We start from the raw sequence: 16,556 nt of genomic DNA, 5'->3' as shown, positions 1-16,556 counted from the left end.
AAAGGCAGGTTTGTTTTGTGAAATGGAAATTAAGAAGATATTGGCCGATTTACACGGACCTGAATCACACTTTTCGCTCGAAGTAAACTGTCAGGTTTAATTACGTACTGACGGATTTTGGCCTTTCCAATTATAAGAAAGGCCGTTTCTGTAAAAAATAAATCAACCTCGACTGCAACCGAAGTTCCGATCTCCATCGCCAAATACTTTAGTATCAAGTTTTGCTAAATAATCTAAACGATTCAGTAGGCTGTTGTACTGTGCTTCAAAATTAAAATCATTGCTATCTAGAATATAGCGACAATTTTCAGGGTAGTGAACCAATCCCAGATAATCCTCCAACTCTAAACCTAAAGCACTGTACCATGCCCTTACAATCATCATCCGTAGGTTGCTTTCAATCTTATAATCACCTAAGTGATAATAGGCATCTTTATTAAAAAAAAGACCAAGATGAAAGTGGCATTTTCCTTCTTCGGAAAACTCTCGTACCCAAACATGACGAACACGGTTTGGATATATTCTTTTACCGTCGACTGCTCTGGCTTTCTCATTGGCCTCCAGTATAGCATTTAATGAGTTACGGAAGCGGGATATCACTCCTGGCTCCAGATTAGGGAAGCAACATACAGTATCACCTCTATCTAGAATAGGTGGATAATGAACATCAACACGTAATGCCATAGTCCTTGGAAATTCGTTGATAGCATTATTAATTACTTGTTCAATATGCTTTCTATAGGCGAGTACATGCTCACCATGAGAACCGTTGTATAATTCCATAAATTATTCCTATGTCTTACTTTAATGTCTGTTCGTATAAATATATTTCTATCGTAGTTGTGATTTAGCTAGTATCGAATTAAACTGTTAAGGTATGTTTATAGTTGTATATTGGAATGGAGTTGGTGGTATATTGGTATGTTATATATTACCAGTTCCAACATAAAAACACTTGTTGGTGAACCGGAAAACCAAGCACCACAACTACTCATGATAAAAACATCACTCTGCAATTAATTTGCTAATGTACTGGCTGGATATAAATAGTCTTACCCTCTCTTGTTACCATTATTTTCCGTTGAGTGAATAAGGTGCCAAGTAATTCATTCATTTTAATCTTATTTCTGAACCTGTGAGGACCATATTGAAGAATCATCGTTTTACTTATATGTGATGGGAAAGTACTAGCACAATAATTTTTTATCCACGAATATAGCTCGTCACTTTCTTTATCGAGAAGAGTGAATTCCTGGGACTTAAAGAACAAACGCTTGTACTCGCCTACATACCAGCCACTTATCTGCGCTGCAGCCTCGACAGCCTGAACAGATACATCTCCGTCATAGCCTTCAAAATAATAGAGCAGTGCAGCAATCCTCGCCATATTCTCTGCCATTTTTGAGGCATAATCTTTCATGTTAGATAAATAGCCATGCTCACTCATTTCCGATTCTGTTTTGTTATAAAATGAGATCCATTCTTGTTCTGCCTGAGGAGAGAAACGCAGGCTGAGCCGTTCTCCTTTGCCATTTCTAGCAATGCTATCGTTGACTATATCTATAAGCCGACTATGGAACACTGGCAGATATTCGCTGGAGATTATCGGATTAGTGATCTGTCGGTATCCTTGCTTTGAATCTGGCTGACAAATCAAGCAACGAGCAAAAAAACCAATTCCTTTTGCTATATCACCTTTTCGTTCAATATACTTCTGAAATACTTCAGGCTGTACCATCAGAGATAATGTCATTCTGGCATCATGGATTAAAAGCTCAGGCGAATTTCTCCTATCGACAGAATAAGTTGAACCATCCCACATCTTATTGATGAAAGGTAGCTCATTCAATGTATGTCCGTTGAATATTGTGCCTGCTTCATCTGACATGATACCCACTGACCTCCAGTCTCTACAGAGATAATGTTTTATCGCAGATGGTGTTGCGTCATTAAGTATTAGCCTATATCTAACAGGTTCTGCGGGTTTGGTTTGCAATAACGCTTTCAATCGTTCATTCGTTGCGCCGTAATCTTTATTACGGCACATATCGGCTTTCAATTTTGATGCCAATGCTTTTTTTTCTATATTAAAAGCAACCTCGCCGTTCAACCAAGCCTTTAGATCTTGGTTGTATTGCTCAAACCACTTTTCCTCAAGCTGATACAACGGTCTCATTAAAACCTTATCAACCGTACTTTTCCGTTCTCCAGATTCAGCCAGAGTGAGTAAAAAGAGCGATACTGGGCTACGCAAGTTGTTCAACCTACAGACATCAATTCCGTTTTGACATGCTAATGAAATGGCACCAAGCGCTGACGCCGCTATTAATGACAGCGGTGCTTGCGTATGTTGTTCTGCTTCATAAATCGCATTTCTAATTATTGATGGAAAAACATCCACAGGGAAAGAGCGACCAAACGACATAAACTACCTCTTGTTAAATTAACATGGTAAATAATTCCGCTAATGCTGCTATTTAGCTATTCATAGCGGAAATAGCAAAATGCAAAGGTCATTAGGTAAAAAAAGAATGCCTTTATTTCCTGAGTTTAACGCTCGTTGATCCAGCAAAGCAGGTCACTAAGCAACCATCCACAAGACTTCAACCCAATGGATTTACGCAAGGGAAAATGGCCGACTTGTTCTAGCTTCCAAGCCGTGGAACGAGATATCGATGTGATGTACTGACGTTCTTTTTCACGCACCAAGCGATCATGCGGTTCTCCATAGTTACGTAGAACCTGCAGGCGTTGTTCTGGTGTTGGATAGTTGAATGTTGTTTTCATATTGCCTCCTTCGTTTCAGTGGAGACAGCATGTCTCAGTTTATGAGGATGTGAAAGGAATGCACTCCTTGTTAAGGCCTTAATAAGGACTTTGCAAACCATCACTGGTGAGCAAACGCCAAGGGTAGAATGCATAAGTGACACAAGCTCTGGATTTATATCGTACAGCGCTAGCAATACTGGCCCAACGCAAATGAATCTTGATACTGCCTGTTCTTGCAGAAGTGAGCTTGGGCCGTAGACAATGCAATCTTAAATAGTTGCATTGTCTAATTAAAAATTATTTAAGTTTCGATTCTATTAACCAATTTCTAATAGTTTCTTCATCGAACTCCCAATCTTTACCATAGTCATTATTTGCTATAACAGTTAGAATATTTGCCATTGATGAAGCGTTAGATTGTAGATTTTTCTTTTTGCATATCTCATGCAACAAAATATAGAGGGCCCTTCGCTCTTGTTTAGACGTTCGTGGTTTTATTACTTTTTCCAAATTAACACTTATATCAGAAGAGCAACCAGCTTTTATCATTTCAATGTCGCTTGAACTTATATATAGTTCAAGTCCATCTATTTCAACTTCATTATTAAATATTAAGCAATCAAATTCATCCATTCCATAGACATTCAAAAAGGCAGAGGAATCGCAATCAGACATTAATGGATTTGTATTTGCAATTTTATACTTCCCTGTTACAAAACGCGTTGAAGGCCCGGCTTTAACCCGCCAATAACCATATGCAAATCCGTTGTAGAACAACTGCTCACGTCCAATTTTAATATATGAAACCTCGGAACCTCTTTCGTGACGAAACTGTCTTTCCGTGAACTGGCAGCTCAATTCACTTTGATATATATCATTACCATGAATCACATCAAGCTTGCTATTTTCGATAATAAGATTTTTGAGATCAATACTATCCAATGGATTTTCACCAAATAAAAAATCACGATACCTATAAATGCTTCTTTTTTCATCTTTTAAGAACAGATCATTATCATCACGAATAATACATGATAACTTACATGACACACCTTCCATCTTAATATAAAGAGGAATCTCATGACCTATCCAGAAATTTATCACATCACTTAGGTGTAATTTATATTTATTAATTACTTCATTTAATTGATAAAATTGTGTGGAATGTTCCATCATATTCCTTAAGGCATTCATTAAGAGACATTGTTGGATAATAACACTTAGGATAGTAATTTTGTAAAGCCCTGAAGTAGGCCTACCTTTATGACATTGTCTCACTTATTTTGCTTATGGCGAGGCTTGACCAAAAGCATCCTTGCTACTATCAACCATCGTAACTACAATCCAAGTGGAAACCCTTAGGAACCGTCCCATGCACAAGCAACCAACATCATCACAAGTTACCAAAGCACAGATTTACCGTTCCATCGCCAGCTCAACCGCGATCGAAACGGGTGTTTCTGTGCAAAAAATTGAGCAGCAACTCAAAAAAAATCAGGCACAGGCGAAAGCTGTTGGCCTCGCCCGTTAATCTGGCAAGATGTCGCTCACCAGTTGCATCATAGGGCTGTAGTTACCTGATACGCCCGCCTGAATGGCCTTGAAGTAAAACGCCTTGTGTTCATCCCATAAGCTGTAATCTAACAAACTCTTCCCTGCCAAAACGGCCAATACATCGCAAAGTAGCCGCGACAGACGTCCGTTACCTTCTCTGAATGGATGGATCAAAATAAACTCTACGTGGCATTCAGCCAGATAACTAACCAGCTCCGGACGAGAAAGATCCTTTAACTCACCAGACCGAGCAAGAAACTGTTTCTCGAAACCATCAAGAAGAAGCGGAATCCTGTCGGCAGCTGCAAACTGAAAGCCGTCTTTAGTCAGGTTGGCATTGCGTAACTTCCCTGCCCAGTCATACACATTCCCCAACCATTGGCGATGCCACCTACTGATGTGCTCAAAAGCCAGCGCTTTAGGCGGCTGGCCTTCGATAAATAGCTGTTCATAAAGCATCAGCAGCAAGCCAGATTCCAGCGCTTCCATTTCCTCTTCATCAATGATCCCCAGCTTATTAGCCAGCACTAAGTCTCCAGAGCCCGGCTGATACCGATCTTCTGCAGAATTAAGCTCATATTTTGACAAGCCCTTACCTCCGTCCAAACAAGTTCACAACGTTGTTTTCCTGCTGTCGCTGATAGTTGTTGACACGATCTTCCCAGATCTCAAGCGCCCTGCGCTTTTCAGTCAGATAATCATAACGGTCGTAGTGTTTCGAGCTGACGTCGTTCAAAGCGTGATTCTGAATACGGTCCCGGATCTCTTTGCTGATCCCCGCTTCCCCCATCAGCGTTTTACAGGTCCGACGTAAATCTCGCGCCGTAAAAACTTTAAACTCAGGATTAAAAGCCCGGAAATACATGATGGAACGCGCCAGGCTATCGGTACGCACCGGTCGTTCGCCGTTGGTCGAGAGCGGGAAGATATAGGGGCTGTTACTTTCCTTAGTCAGTTCTTTCACTGAGGCTAATTCACTTAATGCCGATTCAGTCAGTGGGATCAGGTGCTCCCGTTTGTTTTTCGATACATCGGCAATTACTAGGAGCGTCTTTTGCTGCCAGTCAATCGCGCTCCACTGGCTGGCAATTATTTCAAACGGACGCTGCCCGCCAGCATAAACACAGAAGCGGATTAGGTGCTGCATCAGTGGCCCAACGTTAGTTGCCTGAGCGAACTGCTCCATGACAAAACGTAGCTCTTCCAGCGTTAACCATGTATCACCCACCTTTTCCGCCGAAGACTGCTTAGGTATTGCCGACACAGGGTTAACTTCAAGGCCAAACGTGATACCCACACTGGTATTCATCGGATCGTTATCGGCTTTCAGGCCGTAGTTAAATGCCGCCATCAGATACGAGCGAATCCGATTAGCATGGACCACCGCATCACGCTGGATAATACCTGATAGAATGGTTTTGATCTGCAGAGGCGTCACGTCCTTCGCTTTGGTATCACGAGGAATAACCGTGTAGCACTCTCTTTCAAGACGTTTCAGAACATCAGCCCAGGTCCGCTTATTATCGAGCTTCATCTTGTTGACGTAGCCATGCACCAGTTCTTCAAAAGATCCCTGAGAACGATGGATCTGCATCATGTGCTGCTCGGCCAGGCGTTGTTGCTCAAGCTCTTGCTGGGGTTCTTTTCCTTCAACAAGCCAGGCACCATACTTTTTCGCCAGCTCATTGGCTGTCACCAGTTTCATCTCAGGCCAGATGCCCAACTGGATGAACTTCTCTTTCTTCCCTTTCTCAACGTAGTAACGGAAATAAAAAACCTTGCTGCCTGAAGGCTGAACCTTAACGCCAAGCCTGCCAGTACCACGTTGAGCGCTGTTGCTCCACACGTAGTACGCCGTGCTTTTTGTCTTCAATCCACGTATAGCAGTCTCGGTAAGATTAGCGGCCATGAGTTTACCTTTCTAAGAATAAGCGTTACCTGACCCGATGCCCATTTCGGGTCAGGTAACGGGTCAGGTAAGGATAGTACAATGGGGAAATGAGGGAACCAATCAGAAACAAAAATAACCTCATAACTGATTGATTAAAGACAATTAAAAATACAAACAGAGACAATGACAAACAATTAAAAACATGCCAATTTTATGACTCATAATCGCTTGGTCGCTGGTTCAAGTCCAGCAGGGGCCACCAAACACAGCAAGGGCTGGCGAGTAATCGTCGGCCCTTTTGTTTTTTCCGGGGATATGCCGGGGATATTCCAGAAAGGTAACCATGGTGATTTATGGTTATTTTATGACCGCCCACCATATCTACAGCATTTCTTGCTTAGTGCCATTCGCAAAACGTTAACATTTGCATACATTGACGATGTGTGAAGCTGGTGGACGAACTCCACGCATAAGCCCGCCCGCATCATATAAAAAAGGCTGGCACGGCTTACAGCTTAGCAGGTACGCACGTCTTTTTGCGTACCTTGCGTACCCAGTTTTTCACTGCGCAATCTGATGAATAGCGTTTCTGATGTTTGTCACGCTGCCAGCGAATGGCCCGTGTAACCCTGGCATTTCTAAGCATGAGAATGGCTCTTTGAACCTTAACATTTCTTAACTTCTGGCTTGCCCCGGCGCAAGCTAATGGCTCGTAAAACCTTAGGAATTCTTAGGGGCTGGCTGGCGGTCACAAACGCCGCAAACCCTTTGCATTTGCACCCGCCAGACGGTATGCGTCGATGAGTTTTTCGCGTTTTACCGACTCCGAATTCGCAGTTTTTTTGCGCAGTTTTGCGTAGTTTTTTTTTGCGAATTCGCAGTTTTTTTATCTTTGGCATCGTCTTTCTTTTCTCCGTGCCGTCTTAACTTACCTGCTCCGGGTAACGTCGGCAAAATATTTTGCTCAGTACCCGGCGAACGCCGTCGAACTCAAAAAGTACCGCTGCGGGATAGAAATCATCTCGAGCACTTGCGACAACAAACACACGTCTGCGTCGTTGGGCCACTTCCGAAAAATTGAAGATTACCCGCCGCCGGGAGAAGGAAAACCGCAGGAGCGGAAAAGGAAACCGGGCGATCAGTGGCGGCTCACGTCTGAGTGCCACGTTAATTAATAATACAGGTTAATAATTATTAAAATAACCGAAAATGTAGATAATCAATATCCGATAGATAACAAACAATATCGAACAAATAATTTACATTACCCTGAATGATTTCATCGGTTTATCTCGGTGCGCAATCCATTCAAATATTCTATCATTACATTGAGCTGTTCCCGATTGGCGGCCAGCATCTCACCAGAAAGTGAACCACATAAAAATCCATGATAATCGACAAAGAAAAATGCTTCAGAATTTAAAGATCACTTATATTCTTCCAGTGTTTTTAATTCCAAATTATCGCATTTATGAATTTTTTTATGTTTCTCGATTTCAATATTCTCCATTATACTTTCCTTTCATTTATTTCTTATATAAATCCAAATAACACATTCACATATATGTTATTTACCAGCTTACAATAACATTATTTTGGACATACTAGCGGCTTAGGTTATAGGATTTAGTCACCTCATTAACTAAAAGGCGTTTATGTAATGGCTATTCCTGCATATTTATTTTTAAAAGACGACGGCGGCGCGGATATCAAAGGTTCAGTTGATGTCCAGGATAGAGAGGGAAGCATAGAGATTCTATCTTTTGGCCATGGTCTGCATATTCCGACAGACAGCAGAACCGGAAAACTCACCGGCACCAGGCAACATGCCCCCCTTAACTTTCAAAAAGAGTTCGATTCTTCCAGCCCGTATCTTTACAAGGCTATTGCCACCGGGCAGACACTTAAAAGCGCAGAATTTAAATGGTACAGAATTAACGACGCCGGGCAAGAAGTTGAATACTTCAACATGTTGCTTGAGACCGTGAAGATCGTCAGCTCCGCGCCGCATATGCTCGATATCAAAAACCCGGCGACCGAAAAACATAATCATCTTGAAAACGTAGCCATGCGGTATGAGCGGATTACCTGGAAATACTGTGATGGCAACATTCAGTTTTCTGATGCGTGGAATGAAAGATGATCCGGTGCACCTTCCATCTTAATGGCGGACAGCTATCAACATTAAGTTGCCCGGGCGTGGGTTTTTTCCCGGCGTACTCAGGAAATGCAGGAACACACAGGAATAACCCTGCTTCGATTACAGTAGTAAAAAAAGGGCCATTGCCGCCCGGTCTTTACTACATCGTGACGCGCCAAAGAGGCGGGCTTCACTCCCGCTGGCGGGATATGGTGCACGGCTTAGAGAGCGGCTCAGATCGCGATCTATGGTTTGCGCTTTATCGCCAGGATAGCCAAACTGATGATATCTCATTCATAGACGGTGTTGAGCGGGGTAACTTCCGTTTACATCCCGCGGGTAAATCGGGCATTAGTGATGGCTGCATTACGCTACCCAGCCATGCAGATTACGCAATCTTACTTGAGGCTTTATTAAGCACACCATCAGTTATGGTTACGGCTCAATTAAAAGCGTTCGGCACAATACAGGTGTACTGATGAAACCGGCCACACATGTTTTTTTATGGCTTTCTGAACTGCTCGCCCTGACAGTGGTTTACACCCTGCTTTGTTACTTCATCCCTGATGAAGCGTTTATGGCGTGGTATGAGGAAAACTATGGATTCATACAGGAAGCGCACTGGAATGACGGGTTTTCACTGATTCTGTATTTTCTGGCTATAGCCATCACTACGTTTGCGATCTGGTTTATTGCTGCTGCCAGACAGAGGAAGTGGAAAAAATCACAGGGTGAAAACACATGACGTTTACGTGTCCAGGCTCTGCCAACGTATTACCTTGTGATTCGAACATGACCACCTGACAGGTGGCCACAGCGGAAATACACCACAAACGCGCCGAAGTTATTAGGCGCGTTTTTATTACCTGTAACTTTTAACGCCCCACAATCCATACTCAAAAAATCACAAAAATTACTTTATATAAAAAAGTGTCCACCTGTTCACCTTTTTGATTTTTATTATATTTATCATTAAATTAAGTGGTTAACATCCACTTCAGCCACGTCGATAATGTCCAGCTTGTTCGCTAAGACCAAATCAACTGAACCAGACTGATAGCGCTCTACCTGTTTGCACCGAAATGTGAAATGAGTAACAAGAAAAACAAGTCAGGCAGGGACGGAAAGTGTTTCACGTGATAAGGCGAGAACATGCGAAAGGCAACCCCTTCTGGACGTCGCCATCCAGAGATGGAAACGTCCGTTAGAGTTTGATTCGATAGTCAGCTCAAACTAGCTCTTTGAGCTGCTCCTGCATATAGGTTGAAAAATACTCTGGGTTCTTGATAAGGATGCGGTTACCGGAGGCTACTTTTTCTGCCCATCCGGCCACTTTTTTCGTGAACTCGGGATTCCATCCCTCCTGCTCACCCCGTGCCATCACAGCTTCCGGACTCGCTGGCACACCTAAGTCATGCAAATACTTTAAGATTCCCTTAGCGGTACTTTCATCCATTGAATGGGGTACTGACGCCGAAGTGTTCATACCACCAATAAAATCCAATGCTTTCTCAATTGCTGTTGGCATGCTCTTATCCTTAAAATTAACCACGTGAGAGACACATTTATACTATGTACCCAACTCCGCCGGGATATCAAAGAGAACATCACCTTTATTTGATTTACCCCGCAGCTAAACGCTTGCGGCGGCTGTTTTCTGCACGATTAATTCGCTATCCCGGCCAAAACCAGCCCGGTCGCTACCGCATTACGCGGCCCTTCGGTACCACGGATGTTGCCCTGTCCGGCAACCACGCCGTAATGCGCCAGCGCGTCGGTGATCATCTGCGGGATTTCGAAATCCAGCGAGGAGCCGCCCACCAGCACCACAAAAGTCATATCACGAATAGAGCCCCCGGGTGATACCTGGCGTAAAGCGCGCAGGCAGTTGGTCACAAAAACCTTCTCTTTGGCCTGTCGGCGCACCAACCGAATTTTTTCCAGCGAGGTCTGGTTATCTACTGGGATCAGCTCGCCGTTTTTCAGATAAACGACTTTGGCAAACACTGACGGACTGAGCGGTTCGCGAAAAAACTCCACCGCGCCGTTTTCGTGGCGAATGCTGAACAGGCTCTCCACTTTTGCCAGCGGGTATTTTTTAATTTCCTCCGCCAGAAACGGATCGCTTAAGCCCAGCTCGGTTTGAATCAACAGGCTGACCATATTCCCCGCGCCAGCCAGATGGACGGCTTTCACTACGCCATCGCTATTGATAATAGCGGCATCGGTGGAGCCTGCGCCTAAATCGAGGATCGCCAGCGGTGTAGCACATCCGGGCGTTGTTAACGCACCGGCGACAGCCATGTTGGCCTCCACGCCGCCGACTTCAACCGGGATGTTTAACCGGACGCTCAGCTCACTGGCGATGGCCTGCATCTGTAAGCGATCGGATTTCACCATCGCCGCAATGCCAACGGCGTTCTCCATTGAACACTCCCCGGCAATACCGCCCTGCACCTTGCGTGGAATAAACGTATCCACCGCCAACAGATCCTGAATATACACCGCGTTCATGTCGTGACCGGTCAGCGAGGCCATCACCTTACGCACTCGCTCCAGCATGCCGCCTGCATGCGTACCTGCTTCACCACGAATATCGCACACGGGCGCACAGGTGCTCATCGCCTGCATAATGGCCTGTGCGCCTTGCGCTACGTCGGCTTCACCGCCACGCTTTTCGCCGCGGATAAAGATCTTACCCGCCGGGATCACCCTTGAGCGCACATCACCCTGCGGGGTTTTCAGCACCACGGCGGAACGGTTGCCAATTAGCGCCCTGGCGATGGGGACGATGGTTTGCGTTTCCTCGGGCGTCAGGGTAAAGAAGGTCGCGATGCCGTAAGGATTCGACAGCACACGCACCACCTGTCCTGGGGCCGCCACTTCCACCGCCGCCAGCACACCTTCCGGCACCTTCTCCAGCAGGGTGACTTCATCTACCACCGGCATTGTTCGACGCAGGCGATTGTTCACCAGCACGCCATCATCTTTTTTCAGGATCGCCGCTACCACGTTGACCCCGCGATCCAGCGCCTCATTGATAAACCAAACCGCCTCGAGGAAATCCCTCTCCTCACCGACCAGTGGGATCCAGCCCTGGGCAAACCGATCTTCACTCAACGCCGCCAGCTTCTCCACGGCGATGGTAGTTCCCATTCCCACGCCAACGCCGCCGGGCGTTTGCGGGTTATGCCCAATCATTGTTGATTCGGTAATGATGGTTTCAGTGATGGTTTCCATCGCCACATCGCCAATCACCGGTGCCGCCTCGTTGATGCAGATTTTCGCCACGTCCTGAAGCGACCACGGGGTGTTATTCAGCGCCTGCTGCAGGGAGGCCACCACCCCGGCAATATTGTCCCGTGTGCCTTTCATACCGGTCGTAGCGACAATCCCGCTGGAGATAAACCGGCCATGCTGCGCCAACGCCACTTCGGTGGTGGCGTTGCCGATATCAATCCCTGCAATTAACGGCATACAACCTCCGTCACTGGCTGCCTTTACGCAGCTTGTTTCTCTGCTGATACACCTCTGCCGACTCGCGGACAAACCCGGCGTTCACCGTGGCATGCCAGGTATGTTCCAGTTCATCGGCAATGGCCTGAAGCTCGGCGAACGAAGAACGAAACGGCCGCAGCGCGTTGTAAATTTCAAGAATACGGGCATCCGGGATTGCTATAAGCTCCGCCGCACGACGGAAATTACGCGCCACGGCGTGACGCTGCATCTGTTCGGCAATCTGCGCCTGGTACTCCAGGGTTTGCTGAGAAATACGCACATCCTGCGGACCTACGCGGCCCGCCAGCACATTCTCAAGGGTAATCTCGGTTAGCGGTTTGCCGGTAGGAGTCTGGATTTTCTCCGGGCAGCGGGTCGCTAATGGATAATCCTGCGCGGTCATGATGTTGTCGTTCATGGTCATTCCCTTACGAGTGCAATATGCAGCGTGACAGGCGCAGCATCCTGCACCACGTGTTTGGTTTCTTTGATATGAAACAGCGCGGCCTTGGCCATAAATTTGGGTCGTACCATCTGGTCATTAACCACTGGCACTGGCGAAGGCGACTCTTTACGTGCATAGCGCGCGGCGTTTTTACCAATCTGGCGATAGGTTTCCAGCGTCAGCAGCGGAGCCTGAGAGAACAGCTCAAGGTTGCTCAGAGGCAGCAGATCGCGCTGATGAATCACCGTGGTTCCTTTCGACTGGATACCAATCCCGATGCCAGAACCGCTGAGATTTGCCGCATCCCATGCCATAAATGAAACATCCGAGGTGCGCAGAATCCTCACCACCCGTGCATGCAGCCCCTCTTCTTCAATGCCGGCAACCAGCTCTTTCAAAATCGCTTTGTGCGGCATATCAATCAATGTTTTGTGCTGATACTTATCAAAGGCCGGGCCGACGCCTATCACGACTTCATCCACGCGTTCGTCCGCTTTAGCCGCCTCGCCTTCGCTCACCTGCAAGGTGAAAACCGGCTTACGTTCAGTTGTGCATTCCACTGTGTACCGCCTTATTCGATCGAGCCGGGCTGAACCACGCCCGCAATATTTTTAATTTCCGCCCAACGTTCGGCAGAGATGCGATAGCCGGTGCCGGGTCCCTGATAATCGTTGATGTCATTAACGGCGCTGACGACGTCGAACTGACGATCCAGAATGGCCGACGTTTGCAGATAATCACCAGTAACACGCTGCCTCAGCATGTTGAGGATATTGCTGGCGATGTCTTCGAAGCCGCTGGAACTCAACGCGCCGACGATATCCAGCCCGGTGATATTGCGTTTCATCATCTCTTCCACGGCAGCCAAATCTTCCACCACATTGCGCGCGGGCATATCTTTGCTGCCGTGAGCGTAAGTGGCGGCCTCCACCTCTTCATCGCTAATCAGCGGCAGGCCCAGTTCGCGGAACACCGCCTGAATGGCGCGCGCGGCCTTATTGCGGATGGCGATTGTCTCCTCTTCCGTGACCGGACGCAGGCCCCCATCAACCATCAGATCGCGTTGCAGAATGTTGTAATCATCGAAGTCTTCAGCGTCGAAGTTCGACCCGGCAAACATGTTGTCGTAGTTCGGTACCGCGCTATAGCCGGAGAAGATAAAGTCGGTGCCCGGCAGCATCTGCATCAGGGTGCGGGCAGTACGACGAATATCGGAGTGGGAAAAGGTCTGGTCATTGGCGGAGGCCACTTCAAGGTCGAGCATCGAGGCAATCAGGTTTTCCGCCAGCACCGCGCGAATCCCCGACGGCACAGCGCCGGTCATGCCGATACAGCTGACCGCGCCGTTTTGTAACCCCTGTACGCCCGCACCTTTGGTGATAAAAATGCAACGCGACTCTAGGTAAAGCATCGATTTACTTTCGGAATAGCCCATCAGCGCTTCCGAACCGGTACCGGAGGTGTAGCGCATCTTCAGACCACGAGAAGCATACGCCGAGGCAAGAAACGCTTTTGACCACGGCGTATCATCGCCATCGGTAAACACCGACTCCGTGCCATATACCGACACCGTTTCGGCGTAGCTGGTTAGCCCGCGCATTCCCAGTTCCAGCTCCGTGGCCTCTTCAACGGAGCATTGCGTCAGCACGCCGGGGCGACCGCATTGGGACCCCACCAGCAGCGCCAGGGCGTTAAACGGCGCATAGCGGGCGATCCCGACCGTTGTTTCCTGTTCGGAAAAGCCACGGATCCCCGCTTCAGCAGCGTCGGCAGCAATCTGTACCGGGTTATCTTTCAGGTTGGTCACGTGGCACTGATTGGAGGGGGTTCGTCTGGCGCGCATTTTTTGCAGCGCCATCATCATCTCCACCACGTTCATTTGCGCCATCACCTCCACCGCTTTCGCCGGGGTGATGGCAGTCGTAATGGCAATGATCTCATCCCGACTGACGTGGATATCCACCAGCATTCTGGCGATCTCCAGCGCGTCGAGCTGCATGGCGCGCTCGGCCTCGGGCACGTTAATCGCGTAATCGGCAATGAAACGGTCAATCATGTCGAACTCGGCGCGGCTCTTGCCGTCCAGCTCAACAATACGACCATTTTCCACCTTCACCGACGAAGCCGGATCGTAAGGGCTTTCCATTGCGATCAGCCCCTCTTCAGGCCATTCGCCAATTAGCCCATCCTGATTTACAGGCCGCTGGGCAAGCACTTCGAATCGTTTTGATCTTCTCATAGTTTATGGACTCAAAAGATAAAAAATAGGGACGCCGGGCCGTATTGCCGGGGACACAACACCCGGCATTCGCCTTTCATTAGCAATAGCCGAACTCTAAATGAGCAGGACAATAAAAAAATAAAATTAATTTCGTTCCAATTTGGTACGTAATAAAAAACCATCGTTTCATATTGAAACGCGGCTCAGGAATATTCGCCGTGAATTGTGACGAGGTTAAATGATCATTATCAATAAACGCCACAACAGGAAACTGAACGTAATATTTTTGAAATCCCTACCCTATTGACTTAATAACGCGGGGCGAGAAAATAAGATAAAGCCAATGATAAAAATAGCTGTTGCGCGATATTTTCGTGACCTCAGCCCTACAACCTTTTCAGGAGAGAATGTGAATAAGAGCCAACAAATCGCCACCATTACGCTGGCGGCTGCAAAGAAAATGGCGCAGGCCGTGGAGGCTAAAGCGCTTGAAATCAACGTTCCGGTGGTGTTTTCCGTGGTGGATCACGGCGGGAACACGCTGCTAATGCAACGTATGGACGACGCGTTTGTCACCAGCTGTGATATCTCTCTTAATAAAGCTTATACCGCCTGCTGCCTGCGACAGGGTACCCATGAAATTACCGATGCGGTACAACCAGGTGCCTCTCTATATGGCTTGCAGCTCACCAATCAACAACGAATTGTTATTTTTGGCGGCGGTTTACCTGTCATATTAAACGGCAAATTAATCGGTGCCGTTGGCGTAAGTGGCGGTACCGTCGAACAAGACAGATTATTAGCAGAAACCGCATTGAATTGTTTCTCTGAATTATAATTTAAATCTAAGAAGGTATATTATGAGCTATCGTATGTTTGATTACCTGGTGCCAAATGTGAACTTCTTTGGCCCCAATGCTATTTCCGTGGTCGGCGAACGCTGTAAACTGTTGGGCGGTAAAAAAGCGCTGCTGGTCACTGATAAAGGTCTGCGGGCGATTAAAGACGGCGCGGTAGATAAAACCCTCACACATCTGCGTGAAGCCGGTATTGACGTCGTGGTTTTTGACGGCGTTGAGCCAAACCCCAAAGACACCAACGTGCGCGACGGCCTGGAGGTCTTTCGGAAAGAGCATTGCGACATCATCGTTACCGTTGGCGGCGGTAGCCCGCATGACTGCGGTAAAGGCATCGGTATCGCCGCGACTCACGAAGGGGATCTCTACAGCTATGCCGGGATTGAAACCCTGACCAACCCGCTGCCGCCGATCGTTGCGGTGAATACCACCGCCGGGACCGCCAGCGAAGTCACCCGCCACTGCGTGCTGACCAATACCAAAACCAAAGTGAAGTTTGTGATTGTCAGCTGGCGCAACCTGCCGTCGGTCTCTATTAACGATCCGCTGCTGATGCTCGGCAAGCCAGCCCCACTGACTGCGGCCACCGGGATGGACGCCCTGACCCACGCCGTGGAAGCCTACATTTCCAAAGATGCCAACCCGGTCACCGACGCTGCCGCTATCCAGGCGATCCGCCTGATCGCCCGTAACTTGCGCCAGGCCGTGGCGCTGGGCAGCAACCTGAAAGCTCGCGAGAACATGGCCTACGCCTCCCTGCTGGCGGGTATGGCCTTCAACAACGCCAACCTCGGCTACGTTCACGCGATGGCGCATCAGCTTGGCGGTCTTTACGACATGCCGCACGGCGTGGCGAATGCCGTACTGCTGCCGCACGTAGCACGCTATAACCTGATCGCTAACCCGGAAAAATTTGCCGACATCGCAGAGTTTATGGGCGAAAACACTGACGGACTCTCCACCATGGATGCCGCCGAGCTGGCCATTCATGCTATTGCCCGCCTCTCCGCCGACATCGGTATTCCGCAGCATCTGCGCGATCTGGGCGTCAAAGAAGCCGATTTCCCGTATATGGCGGAAATGGCGCTGAAGGACGGCAACGCCTTCTCCAACCCGCGCAAAGGGAACGAGAAAGAAATTGCCGAGATCTTCCGTCAGGCATTCTGATAACGCAGGGGGCG

17 protein-coding genes are annotated in these 16,556 nt (G+C 47.7%); 6 read left to right on the top strand and 11 right to left on the bottom strand.

The genetic code is table 11. The features are described from left to right. Positions 1–162: 162 nt before the first annotated feature. From HV345_RS03275 to HV345_RS03260, 4 genes are all read right to left on the bottom strand, one after another. Positions 163–783: an inovirus Gp2 family protein gene (locus HV345_RS03275; RefSeq protein WP_023326119.1), complete on the bottom strand. Its 621-nt coding sequence runs from the start codon at positions 781–783 to the stop codon at positions 163–165. A gap of 241 nt (positions 784–1,024) precedes the next feature. Further along, entirely contained in the window at positions 1,025–2,425 is a 1,401-nt protein-coding gene (locus HV345_RS03270) for a YfjI family protein (protein WP_023326120.1), read from the bottom strand. 125 nt (positions 2,426–2,550) lie between these two features. After that, positions 2,551–2,787, bottom strand: coding sequence for an AlpA family transcriptional regulator (locus HV345_RS03265; protein ID WP_023326121.1), 237 nt, complete (start codon positions 2,785–2,787; stop codon positions 2,551–2,553). A gap of 279 nt (positions 2,788–3,066) precedes the next feature. Continuing rightward, positions 3,067–3,945 carry a hypothetical protein gene (locus tag HV345_RS03260; RefSeq protein ID WP_127913521.1) on the bottom strand — a complete coding sequence of 293 codons (879 nt, stop codon included), beginning with the start codon at positions 3,943–3,945 and terminating at the stop codon, positions 3,067–3,069. A 196-nt stretch (positions 3,946–4,141) separates the two neighbouring features. Between HV345_RS03260 and HV345_RS03255 the strand changes: the two genes are divergently transcribed. Next, on the top strand, positions 4,142–4,300 hold the full coding sequence (locus tag HV345_RS03255; protein WP_110820546.1) for a hypothetical protein: 159 nt from the start codon (positions 4,142–4,144) through the stop codon (positions 4,298–4,300). Here HV345_RS03255 and HV345_RS03250 read toward each other — a convergent pair. Both HV345_RS03250 and HV345_RS03245 read right to left on the bottom strand, forming a co-directional pair. Then, positions 4,297–4,911: a Fic family protein gene (locus HV345_RS03250; RefSeq protein ID WP_032635834.1), complete on the bottom strand. Its 615-nt coding sequence runs from the start codon at positions 4,909–4,911 to the stop codon at positions 4,297–4,299. The two genes, HV345_RS03255 and HV345_RS03250, sit on opposite strands and share 4 nt — an antisense overlap. Positions 4,912–4,915: 4 nt before the next feature. Next, positions 4,916–6,232 (bottom strand): site-specific integrase, encoded by a 1,317-nt coding sequence (locus HV345_RS03245; RefSeq protein WP_023326125.1) that lies wholly within the window; start codon positions 6,230–6,232, stop codon positions 4,916–4,918. A 1,642-nt stretch (positions 6,233–7,874) separates the two neighbouring features. On the opposite strand from HV345_RS03245, the gene HV345_RS03240 reads away from it, so the two are divergent. From HV345_RS03240 to HV345_RS03230, 3 genes are read left to right on the top strand one after another with little or no spacing between them, the layout of a single operon-like run. Further along, complete coding sequence (locus HV345_RS03240) at positions 7,875–8,357, top strand: Hcp family type VI secretion system effector (protein ID WP_141875681.1); 483 nt, start codon at positions 7,875–7,877, stop codon at positions 8,355–8,357. Continuing rightward, the gene (locus tag HV345_RS03235) at positions 8,354–8,833 is read left to right on the top strand and encodes a DUF2778 domain-containing protein (RefSeq protein ID WP_141875682.1); all 480 of its coding nucleotides are present in this window, start codon (positions 8,354–8,356) and stop codon (positions 8,831–8,833) included. The genes HV345_RS03240 and HV345_RS03235 overlap by 4 nt, the downstream gene beginning before the upstream one ends. Beyond that, complete coding sequence (locus HV345_RS03230) at positions 8,833–9,099, top strand: hypothetical protein (protein ID WP_047499199.1); 267 nt, start codon at positions 8,833–8,835, stop codon at positions 9,097–9,099. Before HV345_RS03235 ends, HV345_RS03230 begins: the two co-directional genes overlap by 1 nt. 483 nt (positions 9,100–9,582) lie before the next feature. Here HV345_RS03230 and HV345_RS03225 read toward each other — a convergent pair whose 3' ends face one another. From HV345_RS03225 to HV345_RS03205, 5 genes are all read right to left on the bottom strand, one after another. Next, positions 9,583–9,906 carry a DUF1889 family protein gene (locus HV345_RS03225; protein ID WP_071524484.1) on the bottom strand — a complete coding sequence of 108 codons (324 nt, stop codon included), beginning with the start codon at positions 9,904–9,906 and terminating at the stop codon, positions 9,583–9,585. Between the two features lie 113 nt (positions 9,907–10,019). Next, positions 10,020–11,831: a diol dehydratase reactivase subunit alpha gene (locus tag HV345_RS03220; RefSeq protein WP_181636240.1), complete on the bottom strand. Its 1,812-nt coding sequence runs from the start codon at positions 11,829–11,831 to the stop codon at positions 10,020–10,022. A 10-nt stretch (positions 11,832–11,841) separates the two neighbouring features. Beyond that, on the bottom strand, positions 11,842–12,270 hold the full coding sequence (locus tag HV345_RS03215) for a diol dehydratase small subunit (protein ID WP_016154578.1): 429 nt from the start codon (positions 12,268–12,270) through the stop codon (positions 11,842–11,844). Between the two features lie 2 nt (positions 12,271–12,272). Further along, entirely contained in the window at positions 12,273–12,857 is a 585-nt protein-coding gene (locus tag HV345_RS03210; protein ID WP_016154579.1) for a propanediol/glycerol family dehydratase medium subunit, read from the bottom strand. 11 nt (positions 12,858–12,868) lie between these two features. Continuing rightward, positions 12,869–14,536: a propanediol/glycerol family dehydratase large subunit gene (locus HV345_RS03205; protein ID WP_181626897.1), complete on the bottom strand. Its 1,668-nt coding sequence runs from the start codon at positions 14,534–14,536 to the stop codon at positions 12,869–12,871. A gap of 391 nt (positions 14,537–14,927) precedes the next feature. Between HV345_RS03205 and HV345_RS03200 the strand changes: the two genes are divergently transcribed. Beyond that, positions 14,928–15,356: a heme-binding protein gene (locus tag HV345_RS03200; RefSeq protein ID WP_003828504.1), complete on the top strand. Its 429-nt coding sequence runs from the start codon at positions 14,928–14,930 to the stop codon at positions 15,354–15,356. Between the two features lie 22 nt (positions 15,357–15,378). Continuing rightward, the gene (dhaT, locus tag HV345_RS03195) at positions 15,379–16,542 is read left to right on the top strand and encodes a 1,3-propanediol dehydrogenase (protein WP_016157511.1); all 1,164 of its coding nucleotides are present in this window, start codon (positions 15,379–15,381) and stop codon (positions 16,540–16,542) included. Positions 16,543–16,556: the final 14 nt, after the last annotated feature.

It is taken from the genome of Citrobacter sp. RHBSTW-00986 (genome assembly GCF_013783065.1).
Taxonomy (GTDB): Bacteria; Pseudomonadota; Gammaproteobacteria; order Enterobacterales; family Enterobacteriaceae; genus Citrobacter; species Citrobacter braakii.
Note: the sequence above shows the minus strand (reverse complement) of the source record. Positions and strands in the feature narration are given on the sequence as shown.

Excerpts from the sequence above, each read along its gene's own strand:
- HV345_RS03275 (WP_023326119.1), bottom strand. The coding sequence starts at position 783 with ATGGAATTATACAACGGTTCTCATGGTGAGCATGTACTCGCCTATAGA.
- dhaT (WP_016157511.1), top strand. The coding sequence starts at position 15,379 with ATGAGCTATCGTATGTTTGATTACCTGGTGCCAAATGTGAACTTCTTT.
- HV345_RS03205 (WP_181626897.1), bottom strand. The coding sequence starts at position 14,536 with ATGAGAAGATCAAAACGATTCGAAGTGCTTGCCCAGCGGCCTGTAAAT.
- HV345_RS03245 (WP_023326125.1), bottom strand. The coding sequence starts at position 6,232 with ATGGCCGCTAATCTTACCGAGACTGCTATACGTGGATTGAAGACAAAA.
- HV345_RS03260 (WP_127913521.1), bottom strand. The coding sequence starts at position 3,945 with ATGATGGAACATTCCACACAATTTTATCAATTAAATGAAGTAATTAAT.
- HV345_RS03220 (WP_181636240.1), bottom strand. The coding sequence starts at position 11,831 with ATGCCGTTAATTGCAGGGATTGATATCGGCAACGCCACCACCGAAGTG.
- HV345_RS03265 (WP_023326121.1), bottom strand. The coding sequence starts at position 2,787 with ATGAAAACAACATTCAACTATCCAACACCAGAACAACGCCTGCAGGTT.
- HV345_RS03235 (WP_141875682.1), top strand. The coding sequence starts at position 8,354 with ATGATCCGGTGCACCTTCCATCTTAATGGCGGACAGCTATCAACATTA.
- HV345_RS03255 (WP_110820546.1), top strand. The coding sequence starts at position 4,142 with ATGCACAAGCAACCAACATCATCACAAGTTACCAAAGCACAGATTTAC.
- HV345_RS03240 (WP_141875681.1), top strand. The coding sequence starts at position 7,875 with ATGGCTATTCCTGCATATTTATTTTTAAAAGACGACGGCGGCGCGGAT.
- HV345_RS03230 (WP_047499199.1), top strand. The coding sequence starts at position 8,833 with ATGAAACCGGCCACACATGTTTTTTTATGGCTTTCTGAACTGCTCGCC.
- HV345_RS03215 (WP_016154578.1), bottom strand. The coding sequence starts at position 12,270 with ATGAACGACAACATCATGACCGCGCAGGATTATCCATTAGCGACCCGC.
- HV345_RS03270 (WP_023326120.1), bottom strand. The coding sequence starts at position 2,425 with ATGTCGTTTGGTCGCTCTTTCCCTGTGGATGTTTTTCCATCAATAATT.